General features: G+C 64.9%; 21 protein-coding genes. All 21 read left to right on the plus strand.

The genetic code is table 11. The features are described 5' to 3' along the window. The first annotated feature begins 40 nt into the window (after positions 1 to 40). The 21 genes from VGQ44_17085 to VGQ44_17185 all read left to right on the plus strand — a co-directional run bounded on the left by VGQ44_17085 (position 41) and on the right by VGQ44_17185 (position 14,280). On the plus strand, positions 41 to 535 hold the full coding sequence (locus VGQ44_17085; GenBank protein ID HEV8448549.1) for a hypothetical protein: 495 nt from the start codon (positions 41 to 43) through the stop codon (positions 533 to 535). Continuing rightward, positions 532 to 1,056: a hypothetical protein gene (locus tag VGQ44_17090; protein ID HEV8448550.1), complete on the plus strand. Its 525-nt coding sequence runs from the start codon at positions 532 to 534 to the stop codon at positions 1,054 to 1,056. Before VGQ44_17085 ends, VGQ44_17090 begins: the two co-directional genes overlap by 4 nt. A 459-nt stretch (positions 1,057 to 1,515) precedes the next feature. Further along, complete coding sequence (locus tag VGQ44_17095) at positions 1,516 to 1,674, plus strand: hypothetical protein (protein ID HEV8448551.1); 159 nt, start codon at positions 1,516 to 1,518, stop codon at positions 1,672 to 1,674. Further along, positions 1,671 to 2,060 (plus strand): hypothetical protein, encoded by a 390-nt coding sequence (locus VGQ44_17100; protein ID HEV8448552.1) that lies wholly within the window; start codon positions 1,671 to 1,673, stop codon positions 2,058 to 2,060. Before VGQ44_17095 ends, VGQ44_17100 begins: the two co-directional genes overlap by 4 nt. Continuing rightward, positions 2,057 to 2,572, plus strand: coding sequence for a hypothetical protein (locus VGQ44_17105; protein ID HEV8448553.1), 516 nt, complete (start codon positions 2,057 to 2,059; stop codon positions 2,570 to 2,572). The genes VGQ44_17100 and VGQ44_17105 overlap by 4 nt, the downstream gene beginning before the upstream one ends. Then, positions 2,569 to 2,793 carry a hypothetical protein gene (locus tag VGQ44_17110; protein HEV8448554.1) on the plus strand — a complete coding sequence of 75 codons (225 nt, stop codon included), beginning with the start codon at positions 2,569 to 2,571 and terminating at the stop codon, positions 2,791 to 2,793. Before VGQ44_17105 ends, VGQ44_17110 begins: the two co-directional genes overlap by 4 nt. Further along, entirely contained in the window at positions 2,786 to 3,031 is a 246-nt protein-coding gene (locus VGQ44_17115) for a hypothetical protein (GenBank protein ID HEV8448555.1), read from the plus strand. Before VGQ44_17110 ends, VGQ44_17115 begins: the two co-directional genes overlap by 8 nt. Then, a complete protein-coding gene (locus VGQ44_17120) occupies positions 3,028 to 5,811 on the plus strand; it encodes a hypothetical protein (protein HEV8448556.1) in 2,784 nt (927 codons plus the stop codon). The genes VGQ44_17115 and VGQ44_17120 overlap by 4 nt, the downstream gene beginning before the upstream one ends. Continuing rightward, the gene (locus tag VGQ44_17125; protein ID HEV8448557.1) at positions 5,811 to 6,140 is read left to right on the plus strand and encodes a hypothetical protein; all 330 of its coding nucleotides are present in this window, start codon (positions 5,811 to 5,813) and stop codon (positions 6,138 to 6,140) included. The genes VGQ44_17120 and VGQ44_17125 overlap by 1 nt, the downstream gene beginning before the upstream one ends. 390 nt (positions 6,141 to 6,530) lie before the next feature. Then, positions 6,531 to 7,352 carry a hypothetical protein gene (locus tag VGQ44_17130; GenBank protein HEV8448558.1) on the plus strand — a complete coding sequence of 274 codons (822 nt, stop codon included), beginning with the start codon at positions 6,531 to 6,533 and terminating at the stop codon, positions 7,350 to 7,352. After that, positions 7,349 to 8,404, plus strand: coding sequence for a DnaB-like helicase C-terminal domain-containing protein (locus tag VGQ44_17135; protein HEV8448559.1), 1,056 nt, complete (start codon positions 7,349 to 7,351; stop codon positions 8,402 to 8,404). Before VGQ44_17130 ends, VGQ44_17135 begins: the two co-directional genes overlap by 4 nt. Further along, positions 8,404 to 8,865, plus strand: a complete 462-nt coding sequence (locus VGQ44_17140) for a hypothetical protein (protein HEV8448560.1) — start codon at positions 8,404 to 8,406, stop codon at positions 8,863 to 8,865. Before VGQ44_17135 ends, VGQ44_17140 begins: the two co-directional genes overlap by 1 nt. Continuing rightward, on the plus strand, positions 8,862 to 9,470 hold the full coding sequence (locus VGQ44_17145) for a hypothetical protein (protein ID HEV8448561.1): 609 nt from the start codon (positions 8,862 to 8,864) through the stop codon (positions 9,468 to 9,470). Before VGQ44_17140 ends, VGQ44_17145 begins: the two co-directional genes overlap by 4 nt. Before the next feature lie 89 nt (positions 9,471 to 9,559). Next, positions 9,560 to 9,808: a hypothetical protein gene (locus tag VGQ44_17150; GenBank protein ID HEV8448562.1), complete on the plus strand. Its 249-nt coding sequence runs from the start codon at positions 9,560 to 9,562 to the stop codon at positions 9,806 to 9,808. After that, a complete protein-coding gene (locus tag VGQ44_17155; GenBank protein HEV8448563.1) occupies positions 9,805 to 10,197 on the plus strand; it encodes a hypothetical protein in 393 nt (130 codons plus the stop codon). Before VGQ44_17150 ends, VGQ44_17155 begins: the two co-directional genes overlap by 4 nt. Beyond that, positions 10,194 to 10,634: a hypothetical protein gene (locus tag VGQ44_17160; protein ID HEV8448564.1), complete on the plus strand. Its 441-nt coding sequence runs from the start codon at positions 10,194 to 10,196 to the stop codon at positions 10,632 to 10,634. Before VGQ44_17155 ends, VGQ44_17160 begins: the two co-directional genes overlap by 4 nt. A 568-nt stretch (positions 10,635 to 11,202) precedes the next feature. Beyond that, positions 11,203 to 11,454 carry a hypothetical protein gene (locus VGQ44_17165; GenBank protein ID HEV8448565.1) on the plus strand — a complete coding sequence of 84 codons (252 nt, stop codon included), beginning with the start codon at positions 11,203 to 11,205 and terminating at the stop codon, positions 11,452 to 11,454. Beyond that, positions 11,451 to 11,588: a hypothetical protein gene (locus VGQ44_17170; GenBank protein HEV8448566.1), complete on the plus strand. Its 138-nt coding sequence runs from the start codon at positions 11,451 to 11,453 to the stop codon at positions 11,586 to 11,588. Before VGQ44_17165 ends, VGQ44_17170 begins: the two co-directional genes overlap by 4 nt. 23 nt (positions 11,589 to 11,611) lie before the next feature. Continuing rightward, positions 11,612 to 11,977 carry a hypothetical protein gene (locus VGQ44_17175; GenBank protein HEV8448567.1) on the plus strand — a complete coding sequence of 122 codons (366 nt, stop codon included), beginning with the start codon at positions 11,612 to 11,614 and terminating at the stop codon, positions 11,975 to 11,977. A gap of 102 nt (positions 11,978 to 12,079) precedes the next feature. Next, on the plus strand, positions 12,080 to 12,871 hold the full coding sequence (locus VGQ44_17180; protein HEV8448568.1) for a hypothetical protein: 792 nt from the start codon (positions 12,080 to 12,082) through the stop codon (positions 12,869 to 12,871). After that, on the plus strand, positions 12,868 to 14,280 hold the full coding sequence (locus VGQ44_17185; GenBank protein HEV8448569.1) for a PBSX family phage terminase large subunit: 1,413 nt from the start codon (positions 12,868 to 12,870) through the stop codon (positions 14,278 to 14,280). Before VGQ44_17180 ends, VGQ44_17185 begins: the two co-directional genes overlap by 4 nt. Positions 14,281 to 14,282 lie beyond the last annotated feature (2 nt).

Consider the following 14,282-nt stretch of genomic DNA (forward strand, 5'->3'; position numbering starts at 1 on the left):
ATTACGACGGTCTAGAGCACGTCGAGGAGGTGCACCGCACATGGGGATGACGTCTCCAGTCTCGTCCCCCGACACGCTCTCGGCTGAGATGATCGCGGAAGTTCGCGAGTACGCACGAATCCACGCGCCAGAGAAGCGCAAGGGTTGGTTCTACGGCGTCTGCATACAACTCTGCGATTCCCACGAACGACTTCGCGCGCTCTCGTCTGAGAGACCGACACTGAGTCAGGCCGACGCGCTGGTCCTCATCACGGCAGAACGCGATCGGCAGGTGTCGGCGGAAGGATGGTCACAGGAGCACGACGACGCGCATGACTACGGCGAGTTGGCACGCGCGGCAGCCATGTACGCGACACCCAAAGCATTCCGGCCAGACAGGACACACGCGGGCGTCCCATTCGGATGGCCGTGGGACGCGAAGTTCTGGAAGCCAACGCCTGACGATCGCATTCGCGAACTGGTGAAAGCTGGCGCGTTGATCGTCGCTGAAATCGAGCGGTTACGTCGCGCTGCGCTCTTGGGAGAGAAGCCATGAGCTACCGCGTTGGCGACCGCGTACAGGTAGACGGTGAAGGTGAAGGAACCGTGATTGACGTTCACTCGCCCGAAGGACTGGACATTCGCTTCGACCGCGACGGCATCGTCCAGGGATGGCACGTCGCGAGCGTGCGGCGCGTCCCTACACCAGACGGCGAGACGGCGCTGGATCGCATCGACGCAATTCTACGCACCAATCATGAGATGTGGACGGACGAGGAGTTCGCGAAGTATCCGGGAAGATTTCGTCTCGCGGACATCGAACAGTTGCGCTCCGACCTCGCCACCGCGAGAGCAGAGAGACCGACCGCGCAGGAGGCAGACAAGATGCTCAGCAGATACGCGGCGTGCATCGACAAGGTGGGCGAACTGACGCGCCTTCCCGAGATGTCGAGCGCGCAACGTGACCACCTATTCGCCGTGCATGCGATGGAGATGGAAGCCCGCGCCGACTTGCGAAAAGCGTTGTTGGGCGCTTCCCCGGAGCCAATCCGACCCGCAGGAGAGGAGAACGCATGAGCGACTTTCAGTGTCGGGTCTGCGGTTACCGGTGGACCGACTCGTGGAACTATAGCGCGTGCCCAAATCGGCGCGCTCATCCGAAGTCTGTCATATCTCGTATGACGGTGCTCGAAACGCCAGCCGGACCGATCCCTCCCGCCAGGACCCCCGCGTATCAAGATGCTAGCGCGCTCCTGCGAATCATCGACGAGGCGGCTAGCAGTCAGCTTCCTGCGTGGGTTCGTGCTCGGGTTGACGCTCACTACGGCCGCTGCTCGCGTTGTCGTCGCCCGATTCGCGATTTTGTGCCGCCCTCTGGCTCCATGACGGCTGGCTATTACGTCGCCAGCGCGTGGGAGAAATACGCGAATCGTGAATGGGAAGTATTCATCTGCGATGCCTGCATGTGGGCGGACCCGCGCTACATCGCTGACTATGGCCCCGCCGTCGCCCCGGCAGGTTCGGAGACCGACCCCAATGGGTAAACTGACGCGCCCGGAGGTCGTGGCGATGTGGGTCTGGCACGAGGAATACGCGCGCTCTGGTCTCGGTGCCATCGAGTTCTTCAAGCGGCTCGACCCGTCGCGCGTGCGAGTGGTCGCGGATTTTATCAAGCAATACGAGGCGGCCCGATGAGCGACCGCCCCCATTCAGGAGACGCCGGGACGCCGCGACCGATTCTGTTCTATGACTGTTCGCCTGATCGTGAGCAGTTGGTGGCAACGTCGATCGATGAAGCCGTCGAGAATTGGGGCGACGCGTACGAAGGCGACCTGCCCGAGACTGTGACGGTGCATGCGTTCGCGGCGATGGAACTACCATCGGCGAAGAACATTGCCGAGATGGTCGAGGAGCACGTCCTGATGTGGCTTGACGAGGAGCTTAGCGACCCCGATGGCCGCTACGAGCAGGCAGAGCACGCCGCCATTACCGCCGCCGCGCTGCGTTTTGCCGCCGAGGCCGCGTACATCTGCCAAGCGTCTCGCCGCCGCCGCGCCTTCTACGGGAGCCCCAGACCATGAGTGAGCGCTGGTTCCCGTCGCATCGCGTTGACGCGAGAGCTCTGCCGCTCGCAGATCGCCACTACAACCGGCGCAAGATTGGCTCGCCGCAGTTCGTTCCGCCCGGTCGCTGCGCTGTGATGCTCACGCGCGACGCGGACGCCCTATGGGTGACAAGCTGGCCCTTCGCTCAGTACGTCCGTCATGCATGGCCAGGGGCGTGGGTCAACTCTCTCTTTCGCAACGAGTCATCCGAGGTCGCGAGCGATTTGATTCTGGAAGCTGTGGCGCGAACACGCGGCATCTTCGGTGAACCGCCGCCGCTCGGCATGGTGAGTTTCGTCGATTCGCGCGAAGTGCCGGGTGTGAAGCGTCGCGGGGCCATGATCTTCGGCTACTGCTATTTGCGCGCCGGATTTCGACACGTCGGCTACACGAAAGGCGGCCTGTGGGCGTGGCAACTCGCCCCCGCCGACATGCCTCCTGCCATAGCGCCGTTCGGTCAACTCGAACTGCTGGCGGAGGTTGCATGAGCGAAAACTCGTCCGCTCGGGTCTCGTTCCAGATAGGAGACCGAGCCGTGTTCCACAGCCGAAGCGACTGGACATCAAGATCGGGCGGGATCTGCACGATCGCTCGCGTCGATGACGACGGCTGGCTTCTTATCCAGTTCGCTGACGGCATGCAGATCGGCGCCGACGCCCGCGAGTTACGTCCTCTGGCTGCGTCCCCGGAGACCCAGACCGATGGCTGAGCACTCAGCGCCAGCACTCGCCGTCGGCATGCGATGCGTGTTCACGCGCAACATGCACTACCCGCCACTTTCGCGGCCGACGTGCGACGGCGAGGAATGCGTTATCACCGACTACGGCATCAATTCGTCGCTCTGGGTGCAATGGGGCGACGGCCGGCAATCGCCCGTGCTGCCGTCCGAGTTAACTCCCATATCCGACAGCGAGTTGCGTGCTGTCTCGTCTCCGGAGACCCCGTGAGCCGGCTGACGATCTCCCCGGACTTGTCGCTCCCGACCGAGGCCGTGACCGAGGCGATCGGTTTCCTCGGCCGCCGCGGCTCGGGGAAGTCGTACGCCGCGCAGAAACTCGCCGAAGAATTCCACCGCGCGCGCGCGCAATTCGTCGTGCTGGACCCCGTCGGCAACTGGTGGGCGCTTCGCCTTGCCGCGGACGGCAAGGACGCCGGCATTCCGATTCCGGTCTTCGGCGGGCTCCAGGGCGACGTCCCGCTCGAGCCGACGGCGGGGAAGCTCGTCGCCGACACGATCGTGGACCGGGGCATCTCAGGCGTGATCGACGTCTCCCAGTTCGAGTCCGACGCCGACAAGTCACGGTTCGCCCGGGCGTTCTGTGAGCGGTTCTACTTCCGCAAGAAGTCCGCGCCGTCCGCGGTGCACGTCTTCCTCGAGGAGTGCCTGACTCCCGACACAGAGATTCTCACCCCGGGCGGCTGGCAGCGCATTGATCTTCTCTCCGCCGGCCAACAGGTCGTTGCGTACGATCCGACGTCTGGACGGTACGCGAACGAGGCTATCTCGCGCGTAATCGAGAAGCCGTTCAAAGGCGATCTCGTTCACCTGAAAACAACCTCCATCGATTGCCTCGCGACGCCTGGTCATCGCGCCGTGATGCGGAGGTTTCAGCACGACCCGAAACGATACAAGCTCTATCCGTGGACTTTCTGCGAAGCGTCAAAGCTCCCTCGCGACTTTCAGATTCCGAGCGGCGAAGCGCCGTACGGCGAAGGCGTTGACGTTCCCGACGATCTCCTTCGTACGATTGGCTGGGTGATCACCGATGGCTATTTCAACGACCGGACCCGCGGGTATATCGGTATCCAGCAATCGTCGTCGACGGTGAAGATGGGCCAACCGGTCGTGGAGACGATGCGGACCGTTCTTGCGCGCCTCGGTTGCGTCGGGGACTACGCGCGAGCGGCGCGCGTCACGTCGGCTCCTCAGGGACCTGTACGGGGAGTGGAATCTTCGCAGTTTTACCTCGGAGCGAGACTCTCCCGTGCACTTCGCGCACTTCTCGGCGACGAGATTCATCGCATTCCACGTCAGCTTCTACGGGACTGCACGCGCCGCCAGCTCGAGGTGCTGTACCTCGGCCTCCTTGAGGGCGATGGCACTGCGAAGGCGGGGCGCTGGTCTCGGTTCTACGCCGGCCTGAGCGAGGGACTCGCCGACGATTTTCAGGAGATCGCGACCAGGCTCGGCGTCCGGACCGTCAAGAAGCTCGTTCCGCAGAATGGGCAGTGGGTCGTGATGATATCGGAGACTCGCGACCATTGGGTTCGGAATCGCCGCACCTCCGTGGCGTATAGCGGGAACGTCTACTGTGTTACGGTTCCATCCGGAGCGTTCGTCGCGCGACGCAATGGAACGGTGTTCGTTACCGGGAACTGCCAGGAGTTTGTCCCGCAGAACCCCGGGAAGGACGAGCCGTTGATGCTCCACGCGTTCACGCGCCTCGCCAAGCTCGGGCGCAACTTCGGGATCGGCATTTCGATGATCTCGCAGCGCCCGCAAGAGGTGAACAAAAAGGTCCTCAACCTGGCCGAGCTGCTCTTCGTCTTCCAGCTCACCGGCGTGCACGAACGGAAAGCGGTCGAGGCGTGGATCGGTGACAAGGGGATTGACGGCGAGGACATCGAAGCGGAGCTGCCGAAGCTCGAACGCGGCCATCCGCACGCGTGGTCGCCGGCGTGGCTCAAGGTCAGCAAGATCATCAGCATCGGACCGAAGTGGACCTTCGACGCGTCGAGCACGCCGAAACTCGGCGCTCAGGCGTCGCCCGTGCGCGAGTTGTCGCCGATCGATCTCGAGCAGCTCCGCGCGAACATGGCGACGGCGATCGAGAAGGCGAAGGCGGACGACCCGAAGGAGCTACGCAAAGAGATCGCGACGCTGCGCACGCAGTTGACGAAGGCGCAACAGACCGCGCGCGTCGTCGAGAAGACGGTTGTCGACGAGCGGGCGATCAAGCGAGCGGCGGAGGCCGCGGCCTCCGCGATCCTCGTCGACGTCAACCCTCGCCTCGCACACATACGGCGCGCGGTCGCCGGTGTCGCGCGCGCCGCGAAGCCGCTCGTCGAGTCCCTCGCCGCGCTCGAGGGGATCAATCTCGAAGCGATCGCGGCGCCGAACGGCAACGGCCACATCCCGCGAACAGAATCTGTCACATCGAACAAAACGCCCCTTCTGTCGCCGGCGAGGGTTACACCGCGTGCAGTCTCGCGCGCGGCGGCAGTGCAGGCGGAAGGCGTGTCGAAGGCGATGCAGCGGATTCTCGACGGCCTGGCGCTGTTCGAGACGCTCGGCATCTCGCCCGTGAAGCGGGTCAACGCTGCGTTCATGGCCGGCTACACCGAGAATGGCCACTTCAACAACATGGTCGGCACGCTGCGCACGAGCGGTTACCTCAACTACCCGGGCGACGGCACGATCGAGCTCACCGACGAAGGCCGAGCAATCGCCGACGCGAGCCGGAACGCGGTCAGCTCGCTTGATGATCTGCACGCCCTGTGGCTCTCGAAGGTCTCCGCGTCGGAGGGCAAGCTGCTCCGCGTCGTGATCGACCGAGGGCTCGGCAACCCCATCAGCCGGGCCGACCTTGCCGCCGAAACCGGCTACACGGAGAACGGGCATTTCAACAACATGGTCGGACACCTTCGATCGCTCGGCGCCTTCGCGTATCCCGGCGACGGGTCGGTCGTCGCGACGGATGTGCTGTTCCCCGAGGGCCTCGACTGATGCCAGCCACGAGCGAGCAAGTCGAGGTGTGGCGCGGCATCGAGGCGGCGGCGCGGAAACAGGTCCAGGCCGAGCTGCGGCGCGAGGATGCCGTCCCGCTGGCGGCTGGTCGCCTCGTGGCGTGGGTAAACTGCCACTACCGGCGGACCGATGGCCTCTCGGTCGTCCATCGCGTGGGCGAGCCGCTACAGGGCGCATCGCTGACGCTCTGTGGCGAGATTGTGCCGCCGGCCATCCGTCGCGTCGCGCTGACCGAGGGCCTTGTCAGGTCTCTCGGCCGCTGCCCGAACTGTGAGGACGTCTACGCTCGAAAAGGGGCGGCAGCATGAGCCGAGTTGCGACAGTGTTCTCTAATTCAGGTGTCGCGAGAGTTGCATCGCTACATCTTATATGCACTTACGTGATGACACCTCGGTGGCGGCATGTTGGTGTCGCGCCGTCATCGGCGCAGCATCGCGCGAGTCGTGTCCGGTTCAGTCCGCGATTTAGGACGGATAACTCCCGACGTCGGATACCGACTGGCTGTATGGCGGCGCCGTGCTGATCGACCGGCCGAATCTCCTCCCGTCCCGCGGTAGCTACCCGCGCCAGCTCGAGCACATCGCGACCATTCTCGGCCGTGTGCTCGCCCGAATCTCCCACCCCACGACCCCGCCGTCGTCGTCCGAGGACGAGGCAAGGCGGCGTCGGATTCTCGCGCGCGCAACGAGGCGCCGCCCATGACGCGCATCCGCACGATCAAGCCGGAATTCTGGGGCGACGAGAAGCTCGCCCCCCTCGCCTCGATCGACCGATTGGTGTTCCTCGGCTTGATCAGCATGGCTGACGACGCGGGTCGCCTCGTCGACAACGTGAAGACGATCGACGGCTTCATTTTCCCAGAATCCAGCGAAACCGCGCGCGACTCTCTGGAGATTCTCGCGAGACACGGCAGGGTCATCCGGTACGTTTCCGACAGCGGGCAGAAGATCATTCAGGTCGCTAACTGGTTGCGGCATCAGAAGGTAGACAAGCCTTCGAAGTACGTTCTTCCAGGCCCATCATCGACGGGTTCGCGGAATGGTAGCGAGACGCCAGCGGGAGACTCGCGCAATTCTATAGAGAGTGTCGCGGGAGTCTCGCAGAAGTCTCGCGCTCCGACCTTGGACCTACGACCTACTACCAACGACCAACGACCGTCTTCTCGCCGCAAACCGCGCGGCGAGGATTCGGCCGGGGCGATTGACCAGCCCGCGGAGCATGCCCCGCCGCGCGAGTCCTGGCTCACACCGACGTGCGCCGCGTGGGAGTCGAAGTACGGCCCCGGATCGTTCGCCGGGGTCGCTGGTCAAGCCGCCAAAGCACTGGCGCCGCTGCGCAAGGCCGGTCACACAGACTCCGAACTCGGCGAGCATCTCGAGGTCTACCTCGACCGCACCGAGCCGCGGTTCGTCTCGCTCGCGCGCTTTGCGCAGACCTTCGGCGAGTGGATTCAGCATCCCCTCGTCGACGAGCACGGGTTCCTGAACGAACGCGGCCTCGCCGCGATGAGGTCCGAATGACCGCACCGCTGAACCACTACGACCGCACCGGGCCGGTGCTCAGTCTCGACGACGAGCGAGAGCGCCGGGCGCGCGCCGAGATGCCCGACGCCGACATGCTTGTCGAGGAGCAGCTCTCGGCCGCGACGGCGCGGATTCACGAGGACTCGACGTCGTACCCGAAGTACCCGTGGCGCGACCTTGCGTCGCTGGCCGGGCCGATGTGCCCCGGCGACCTCATCCTCGTCGCGGCGCGCACTGGCGGCGGGAAGTCGCTCTTCCTGCAGAACCTCTTCGACTCGCTGATTCGCTCAAACCTTCGCGGGCTGTACATCGGGCTCGAGCAGGGCCCCGAGGTGCTCCGCGTCAAGTGGGCGTGCATGGCGATGGACGTGCCGCCGAAGGTCGTGCTCGCCGCCGGCGACATTCGTGGCACGCCGGTCTGGCACGACGCGATGGGCAAGGTGCAGCGGCATATCGCGTGGCAGAGAGACCCGTGGGTCCGTGAGCGCGCGCATTTCGCCACGACGCGCCGGATCAACGCCGCGGGCCTCAAGCGCTGGACCGATTGGGGCGTCGACCTCGGGTGCCAGTTCGTCGTCGTCGACCACGTCGATCGCATCGCGCACGGCGACGGGAAGAACTCGTTCCACGAGATGAGCGAGACCGTGCGGCTCGCGAAAGAACTCGCCGTGCAGAATCACATCGTGATGCTCGTCGCCTCGCAGATGGGTCGCCCCGCGGATGCCGCCGAGCAGTTCATGCCGCCCTCGCTGCACGCGCTCCGCGGCGGCGGAACGAAAGAGGAGGAGTCCGACACTGTCCTCGGCGTCTATCGCCCGCTCAAGCCGAGCGTCAGCGACAAGCAGCTCAAGCTCGTGCGCCAGGGCCTCGCGCTCCGCGACACGGTCGTCGAGCCGAACACGATGGCGGTCATGGTGCTCAAGCATCGACTCGAGGGCCCGGTCGCTGGCCAAGTGGCGAAGCTCTTCGTGCGCCACCAGCGCGTGCAGGAGATGCGCGAAGCCGATCGCTACTCGACACAATCCCGAGACGTCGGGAGGCAATTCTGATGCGCGCCCCCAACCCCACGCCCGCCGAGCGCCGCTTCGCGTCGAGCTTCTTCGCCGACTCAAGCGCATGCGGCGTCCGTGCGATCAAGACCGCGATGCGTGCCGATGGCCGGATGGACTCGTGGATCTGGATCGCGGCGATCGACACGCAGACCATGCTCCGGCTCGGGATCCTGATCTCGGACCAGCTCGCGGGCGGCGTGACGGACGTCGTGCTCGACCTGGCCGATGTGGTCGTGGTCGAGAAGCACGGCCTCGGCGTCTTGGCGCGGATCAGCACGCAGCTCCGCGAGATCCGTCGCAACCGACGCGACCCGAGTTCGCACGGCACGCTGACGGTCGAGCGTGCGTCGGCGGACGTGGCGCAGCATCTCGAGCCGCTCGTCGCGTGCGGGCTCGTCACGATTCGCGAACCGTCGTTCCCTGACGTTCCCCATTCACCCGAGGCGTTCAGCGCATGAGCCGCGCAGCGACGCAACCCGGCAGGGCCTCACTGATCGAGTGGCGCGAGGCGTCGCTTCCGCCCGACGTGAAGCAACTCGTCGCGGGCCGAACGCGGCTCTACGTCTCGACACGCACGCTGTGCAAGGTGCTGGTGAGCCACGAGCCGGCGACGGGCTGGCATCTCTCGATCTCGCATCCGTGGCGCGACCCGTCGTGGGATGAGATCAAATCGGCGCGGTACACGCTACTCGGCGACGAACTGCGGATGACGATGGACCTGCCGCCATCGAGCGAATTCGTCGACGTGCACGAGTACTGTTTCCACCTGTACGAATGCCGTTGCAAACACAAATCCCAACACCTGAGGAATCGACCGATGATGCGAGCGAAGATGAGCGTGCGTGAAGTGACCAAGCCGTACGAGGGCGCTGAGCAATTGCACATGGCGCCGGTCGTGAGCGGCGAGACGTTCGGGCCGAACGGCGAGAGCGAGAACAACAGCTACTCGCGCTGGACGCCGAGCGGCAGCCTGTCGCTCGTGATCACCAACCCGAATCTCCACGGCAAGTTCACCGTTGGCGACGAGTATTACGTCGACTTCACGCCGGCGCCGAAAGCCTGAGCCGTGACGCGACTCCTCGCCCGCTTCCGCGCCTTCGTGTGGCGCCTACGCATGCGGCGCATTGCTGGCCGCCGACTCCGGAGGATGTGATGCCGAGCCAATCCACCGTGCTCGCGAAAGAGCGCATCGAGCGCCAGCGCGAAGCCGACGAACGTGCGCAGCGGGCCGACAACGCTCGTCGCGCGGCCCTCGAGAACCCCAAGCGCCAAGCGGCGATCACGCTCTACCAGCAGGAGCGCGAACGAGCCGAGCGCCAAGGGAAGCGCGTCTTGCGGTCGATCGACGACTACCGGCGCACCGTGCCGGCGTGGGTCATCGAGTACGGCGGTGCGCGATGAAGCCGGTCACTCAGACGCACGTCGGCGTCGGGAACCCGCGCGCGAATTGTCTCATGGCCGCCATCGCGTCGATCGTCGAGTGCCCGATCGATTCGCTGCCCGACGTGTACGACCACGAGCAGCGTGGCCTCGATTGGTTCGGCGTTCTGCGCGACGCCTTGGCGCCGCACCGCCTCGTGCCGGTCATCTACGACCAGAACTCGAAGCTGTTTCCGCCAATCGCACCGAAGGGCTATCACGTGGCGTGCGGAACATCGCCGCGGCAAGACGAACAGCACGCCGTCGTCGCACTCGATGGCGAGATCGTGTTCGATCCGCATCCGTCGCGTGACGGTCTCCGCGGCGACGTGGCGTGGTGGATCCTCCTCATACCTGCGGCGGCCGCATGAACCAGCTCGGCTACGAGGCCACGGTGCGCGCCATGCGCGAGCGGCAGATCCCCGAGGAGAAGATCCAGAAGTTCGCCCGCGAGCAGTGGCCCGAGGTCGCCGCGGAGCAGGACGCTGCGGCCGTGAAGGTCGAGGCGCGTCGGGAGAAGGACGTCGAGCACGCGGGCGACAAGCTGATGCTCGCGCACGGATTCCGAGTGATCTCGTTCTCGCAGCCACGCGCGACGAAACAGACCGCCGGGATTAGCGATAGATTATACATCAACGCAAAACGCCGCCTAGCTGTATTCTGGGAAGCCAAGACATCCACTGGCAAACAGTCGCCGCACCAGCGCGACTTTCAGGCGCTCGTCGAATCGGTCGACTGGACATACGTGGTCGGGACGGATGCGGTGCTCGGTGCCTACCTCAACGAGCAAGGAGTGTTGATCAAGTGACCGCGCGCTACTCCGACGACGAGATGCTGGCGGAATTGCGCCGCGTGGCCGCTGGCGAGCCTCTGAGCCGCCCGCTGTATACGGCTGCGCGACCAGCGATCAGCGCCCCCGCGATCACGGCGCGATTCGGTAGTTGGCTGGCTGCATTAGAAAAAGCGGGCGTTTCGTCGCCGTACGCCTATGGCGGGACGTGGGCGTCGTGTCCGATCTGCGGCGACCGCTTCAGGGTTCGCGGCGGCGTGAAGGCGGCGAAGACTTGCGGGAGGCGATCCTGTACGTCCGAACTAATGTCTCGCGAACACTCGCATGGCGACGCGGCCAGTCCACAAGCAGCGCGCGGCCGTGCGGGACGAGTCACGAAGGAGCGAGGTCGCTGCGAGCGGTGCGGACTCCCGCCTGGTCCACGCGCGCATGATCGTCACCACAGAGATCGCGACCCGTACAACAACGATCCGGCGAACATTGAGGTTCTCTGCCGAGATTGCCACGCCGCTGAGCATGACGCGGCCGGCGACGGCTGGTCAGCTAAGAAAAAGCGGGATGAGTCAGGTCGTTTTCTTCCCGTGCGATGAACGATCCCGTCTGCGACCGCTGCGGCCGGCTCTGGTCGCACCACGCGCCGCCGAAGATGACCTGCCCGTTCGTCTCGACCTTTCGCGCCGATCGGCCGGTCGAGCTGACCCACGAAGCCGTGACGATGGTCGAGTCCATTCGCACGCGCCTCGGGATCGGACTCGCCGTGGATTTCGACGCGTGGCTCACGCGCGCACTGGAGCGGCTGACGGAGATGGAGAACGACGGCGAGGAGTGGAAGCGATGACGAAACGCGAGCATCCGTGGCGCGGTCTGCACTGGCTCATGCTGTCCGCGTTTGCATCCGGCGTGGCCAAAGTCGCGATGGATGTCTGCTATTGGGCGTGGCAGCGAGAGCGCATATCACGGGGCGAACGATGATTCCGAGAGTAGATTAGAGAATCATGCCGAAACGCATCGACCTCTCTGACAAAGAGCTTCGACAGATCGAGCGTCTGGCGCGCTACCTCACGCAGGAGCAAATCGCCAGCGTGCTCGAGGTGCCGACGCGCACGTTGCAGCGGCGACTACAAGAGGACACGCGAGCAGTGGCGGCCTATAAAAGGGGCAAAAACGAGACGGTCGCCGCCGTCGCCCGTTCGCTCGTCTTCCAGGCACTCAGCGGCAACATCACGGCCGCGATCTTCTTCCTGAAATGCCAAGGCGGATGGCGCGAGACCGACCCGCGACAGATCCCGGTCGACGAGATTCCGAAGCTGACCGACCGCGAGATGGAGCGCGAGAAGCGCCGCATGGGCCTCGTGCGATGAGCGGCCAGTTATGAGGCGACATCTGGAATGAGATCTCCATACCGTTCTGATCGGTCGCAGCCTATGATCGTTTGCCGGGAACCTGACTCGGCACGGAGGCGCATGCTCGAAATGTTCGCCGCGCTTCAGGCGAGCACTCCCGACGATGGCGCCCTGACCTGTGTCGACATGTCGAGTGTCGGCCAATGGCATGACGACGCGAACGGGCCGGAACTGGACGTTCTGCTGAAGGAAACGCCAGCCCGACCGCCGTTCAAGGTCTGCGTCGTCGGAATTGTGACAGATTGTACAAACGTGCCGCTTCCCGTCGCCGATCCGCGCCGCAGACTCATAGTCGCTTTCGTAGAGCGCAAGTCGGAGGCTGAAGTCGTGATGTTCGAGCTTGGCGTGGATCTCATGCCTATAACCGTCGGCGGCCTCGGGCTTGACGAGAGAGGTTGCGTGAATAAGAGGATCACTTTTTCCCGCGACTCGAACGATCTGCTTGGGCCGGATGGGTTTACTTCCGAGGTCATCGCTTGCGGTCTCGCGATGTTCCATGTCGGCAATATCGGGCTTCGAGAAGTCCAATTCCCACGCGCTATGCGTCGGCGTGCACAGAAAGACGGCCTGCGCGGGCCGACTGTCTATCACACGCTTCGGCTTCGCCCATTCGGCAAGGATGATGAGCGCGAGCAGCGCTCGGCGATGCCGACCATGGAGCGTCCGCTTCACTTGGTGCGCGGGCACTTCGCGCGGTACTCGGAAGACCGTCCTCTCTTCGGCCGCTATTCCGGAACTTTCTGGCGCGCCGAGCATGAGGCCGGAAATCCGTCCGTCGCAGTCGTCCGCAAAACCTACGCGTTCGACGTTCAAACAAGGGCCGATCATGCAGCGATCCCCGGGGCCTCATGAGCGTTCTCGAATACAAGCGCGCCCTCGCGCTAGAGGACGAAACCCGACGTCGCCGCCGTGAGCGGGAGCGCGCCGCGGAACTGGAGCGCCTCGAGGCCGAGACGCGCGCCACGGTAGAGCGGAGTGCCGAGACGCCCGCGCTCGCGCGCCGCGTGCCGCCGTGGGCCGTCGACCTCCAGCAGCCAGCGCGCTACAAGGGCGCGTCAGGCGGAAGGGCTAGCGGTAAAAGCCATTTCTTCGCCGAGGAAGCCGTCGAGGCGATGGTGCTCAACCCCGCCCTGCGCTTCGTGTGCATCCGCGAGATCCAGCAGTCGCTCGAGTTCTCGGTCAAGTCGCTCGTCGAGGCGAAGATCCGCGCCTTCGGTGTCGGCCATCTCTTCGACATCCTCTCGACCAAGATCCGCCGCGCCGGCCACGACGGCATCATGATTTTCGAGGGCATGCAGGATCACACCGCGGAGTCGATCAAGTCGCTCGAGGGATTCGGCCGGGCGTGGGTCGAGGAGGCCCACACGATCAGCAAGAAGTCGTTCGACCTCCTACTCCCGACGATCCGCGCGCCGCAGTCGGAGATCTGGTTTAGTTGGAACCCCGAACTCGCGACCGACCCCGTTGACGCGTTCTTTGCATCCAAGCCAGCGGGCGCCATTCACCGGCACGCCACGTACCGCGAGAATCCGTTCTGCCCCGACGTAATGCGCGCTGAGGCGGCGCGGCTCGAGGCGGCGGACCCCGACTCCGCGGCGCACATCTGGGACGGCGGCTATTTCCTCGGCGGCCAGGGTCGCGTCTACTCGTCGTTCGTGAACCGACTCGCGCCCGCCGGCAATCTCGACGAGAAAGTGACGGACCACGGCGGCGACCTGTACGTCGGCCAGGACTTCAACGTCAACCCGATGGCGTCGGTGATCGCGGTGAAGGTCGTCGACGAATGCCACGTGATCGACGCGCTCGAGATCCCGACGTCGAACACCGAAGAGGTCGCGGCCGAGATCAAACGCCGATACCCGAATCGCCGCGTCATCTTCTGCCCCGACCCCGCAGGGAATCAGCGGCACACGAACGCGCCGGTCGGGCAGACGGACTTTACGATCCTCCAGCGCCATCGGTTCGAGGTGCGCGCGCCGAGCACGCACCCGCCCGTCGTGGACCGGATCAACAACGCGCAGGCGATGTACTTCGACCCAAAGACGGGCCGCCGACGCGTGCGGATTCACCCGACCGCCGCCACGGCGCTCATCACGGGCCTCGCGAACCTGACGTACAAAGAGGGCACGAGCCTCCGCGATACGAAGCGCGGCGGCGGGGCGTATTTCCACATCTGCGACGCGATGGACTACTTGCTGTGGCAGGAATTCAACGTGCTCACCGAACCCGCCCGCTGGGGCACCACCACCTACCGGACGTGATG

Source organism: Gemmatimonadaceae bacterium (assembly GCA_036003045.1).
In the GTDB taxonomy this organism is placed as follows: domain Bacteria; phylum Gemmatimonadota; class Gemmatimonadetes; order Gemmatimonadales; family Gemmatimonadaceae; genus JAQBQB01.

What these genes read in the sequence shown, in the direction of transcription:
- VGQ44_17085 (HEV8448549.1), top strand. Translation starts at nt 41, where the DNA reads ATGGGGATGACGTCTCCAGTCTCGTCCCCCGACACGCTCTCGGCTGAG.
- VGQ44_17090 (HEV8448550.1), top strand. Translation starts at nt 532, where the DNA reads ATGAGCTACCGCGTTGGCGACCGCGTACAGGTAGACGGTGAAGGTGAA.
- VGQ44_17095 (HEV8448551.1), top strand. Translation starts at nt 1,516, where the DNA reads ATGGGTAAACTGACGCGCCCGGAGGTCGTGGCGATGTGGGTCTGGCAC.
- VGQ44_17100 (HEV8448552.1), top strand. Translation starts at nt 1,671, where the DNA reads ATGAGCGACCGCCCCCATTCAGGAGACGCCGGGACGCCGCGACCGATT.
- VGQ44_17105 (HEV8448553.1), top strand. Translation starts at nt 2,057, where the DNA reads ATGAGTGAGCGCTGGTTCCCGTCGCATCGCGTTGACGCGAGAGCTCTG.
- VGQ44_17110 (HEV8448554.1), top strand. Translation starts at nt 2,569, where the DNA reads ATGAGCGAAAACTCGTCCGCTCGGGTCTCGTTCCAGATAGGAGACCGA.
- VGQ44_17115 (HEV8448555.1), top strand. Translation starts at nt 2,786, where the DNA reads ATGGCTGAGCACTCAGCGCCAGCACTCGCCGTCGGCATGCGATGCGTG.
- VGQ44_17125 (HEV8448557.1), top strand. Translation starts at nt 5,811, where the DNA reads ATGCCAGCCACGAGCGAGCAAGTCGAGGTGTGGCGCGGCATCGAGGCG.
- VGQ44_17130 (HEV8448558.1), top strand. Translation starts at nt 6,531, where the DNA reads ATGACGCGCATCCGCACGATCAAGCCGGAATTCTGGGGCGACGAGAAG.
- VGQ44_17135 (HEV8448559.1), top strand. Translation starts at nt 7,349, where the DNA reads ATGACCGCACCGCTGAACCACTACGACCGCACCGGGCCGGTGCTCAGT.
- VGQ44_17140 (HEV8448560.1), top strand. Translation starts at nt 8,404, where the DNA reads ATGCGCGCCCCCAACCCCACGCCCGCCGAGCGCCGCTTCGCGTCGAGC.
- VGQ44_17145 (HEV8448561.1), top strand. Translation starts at nt 8,862, where the DNA reads ATGAGCCGCGCAGCGACGCAACCCGGCAGGGCCTCACTGATCGAGTGG.
- VGQ44_17150 (HEV8448562.1), top strand. Translation starts at nt 9,560, where the DNA reads ATGCCGAGCCAATCCACCGTGCTCGCGAAAGAGCGCATCGAGCGCCAG.
- VGQ44_17155 (HEV8448563.1), top strand. Translation starts at nt 9,805, where the DNA reads ATGAAGCCGGTCACTCAGACGCACGTCGGCGTCGGGAACCCGCGCGCG.
- VGQ44_17160 (HEV8448564.1), top strand. Translation starts at nt 10,194, where the DNA reads ATGAACCAGCTCGGCTACGAGGCCACGGTGCGCGCCATGCGCGAGCGG.
- VGQ44_17165 (HEV8448565.1), top strand. Translation starts at nt 11,203, where the DNA reads ATGAACGATCCCGTCTGCGACCGCTGCGGCCGGCTCTGGTCGCACCAC.
- VGQ44_17170 (HEV8448566.1), top strand. Translation starts at nt 11,451, where the DNA reads ATGACGAAACGCGAGCATCCGTGGCGCGGTCTGCACTGGCTCATGCTG.
- VGQ44_17175 (HEV8448567.1), top strand. Translation starts at nt 11,612, where the DNA reads ATGCCGAAACGCATCGACCTCTCTGACAAAGAGCTTCGACAGATCGAG.
- VGQ44_17180 (HEV8448568.1), top strand. Translation starts at nt 12,080, where the DNA reads ATGCTCGAAATGTTCGCCGCGCTTCAGGCGAGCACTCCCGACGATGGC.
- VGQ44_17185 (HEV8448569.1), top strand. Translation starts at nt 12,868, where the DNA reads ATGAGCGTTCTCGAATACAAGCGCGCCCTCGCGCTAGAGGACGAAACC.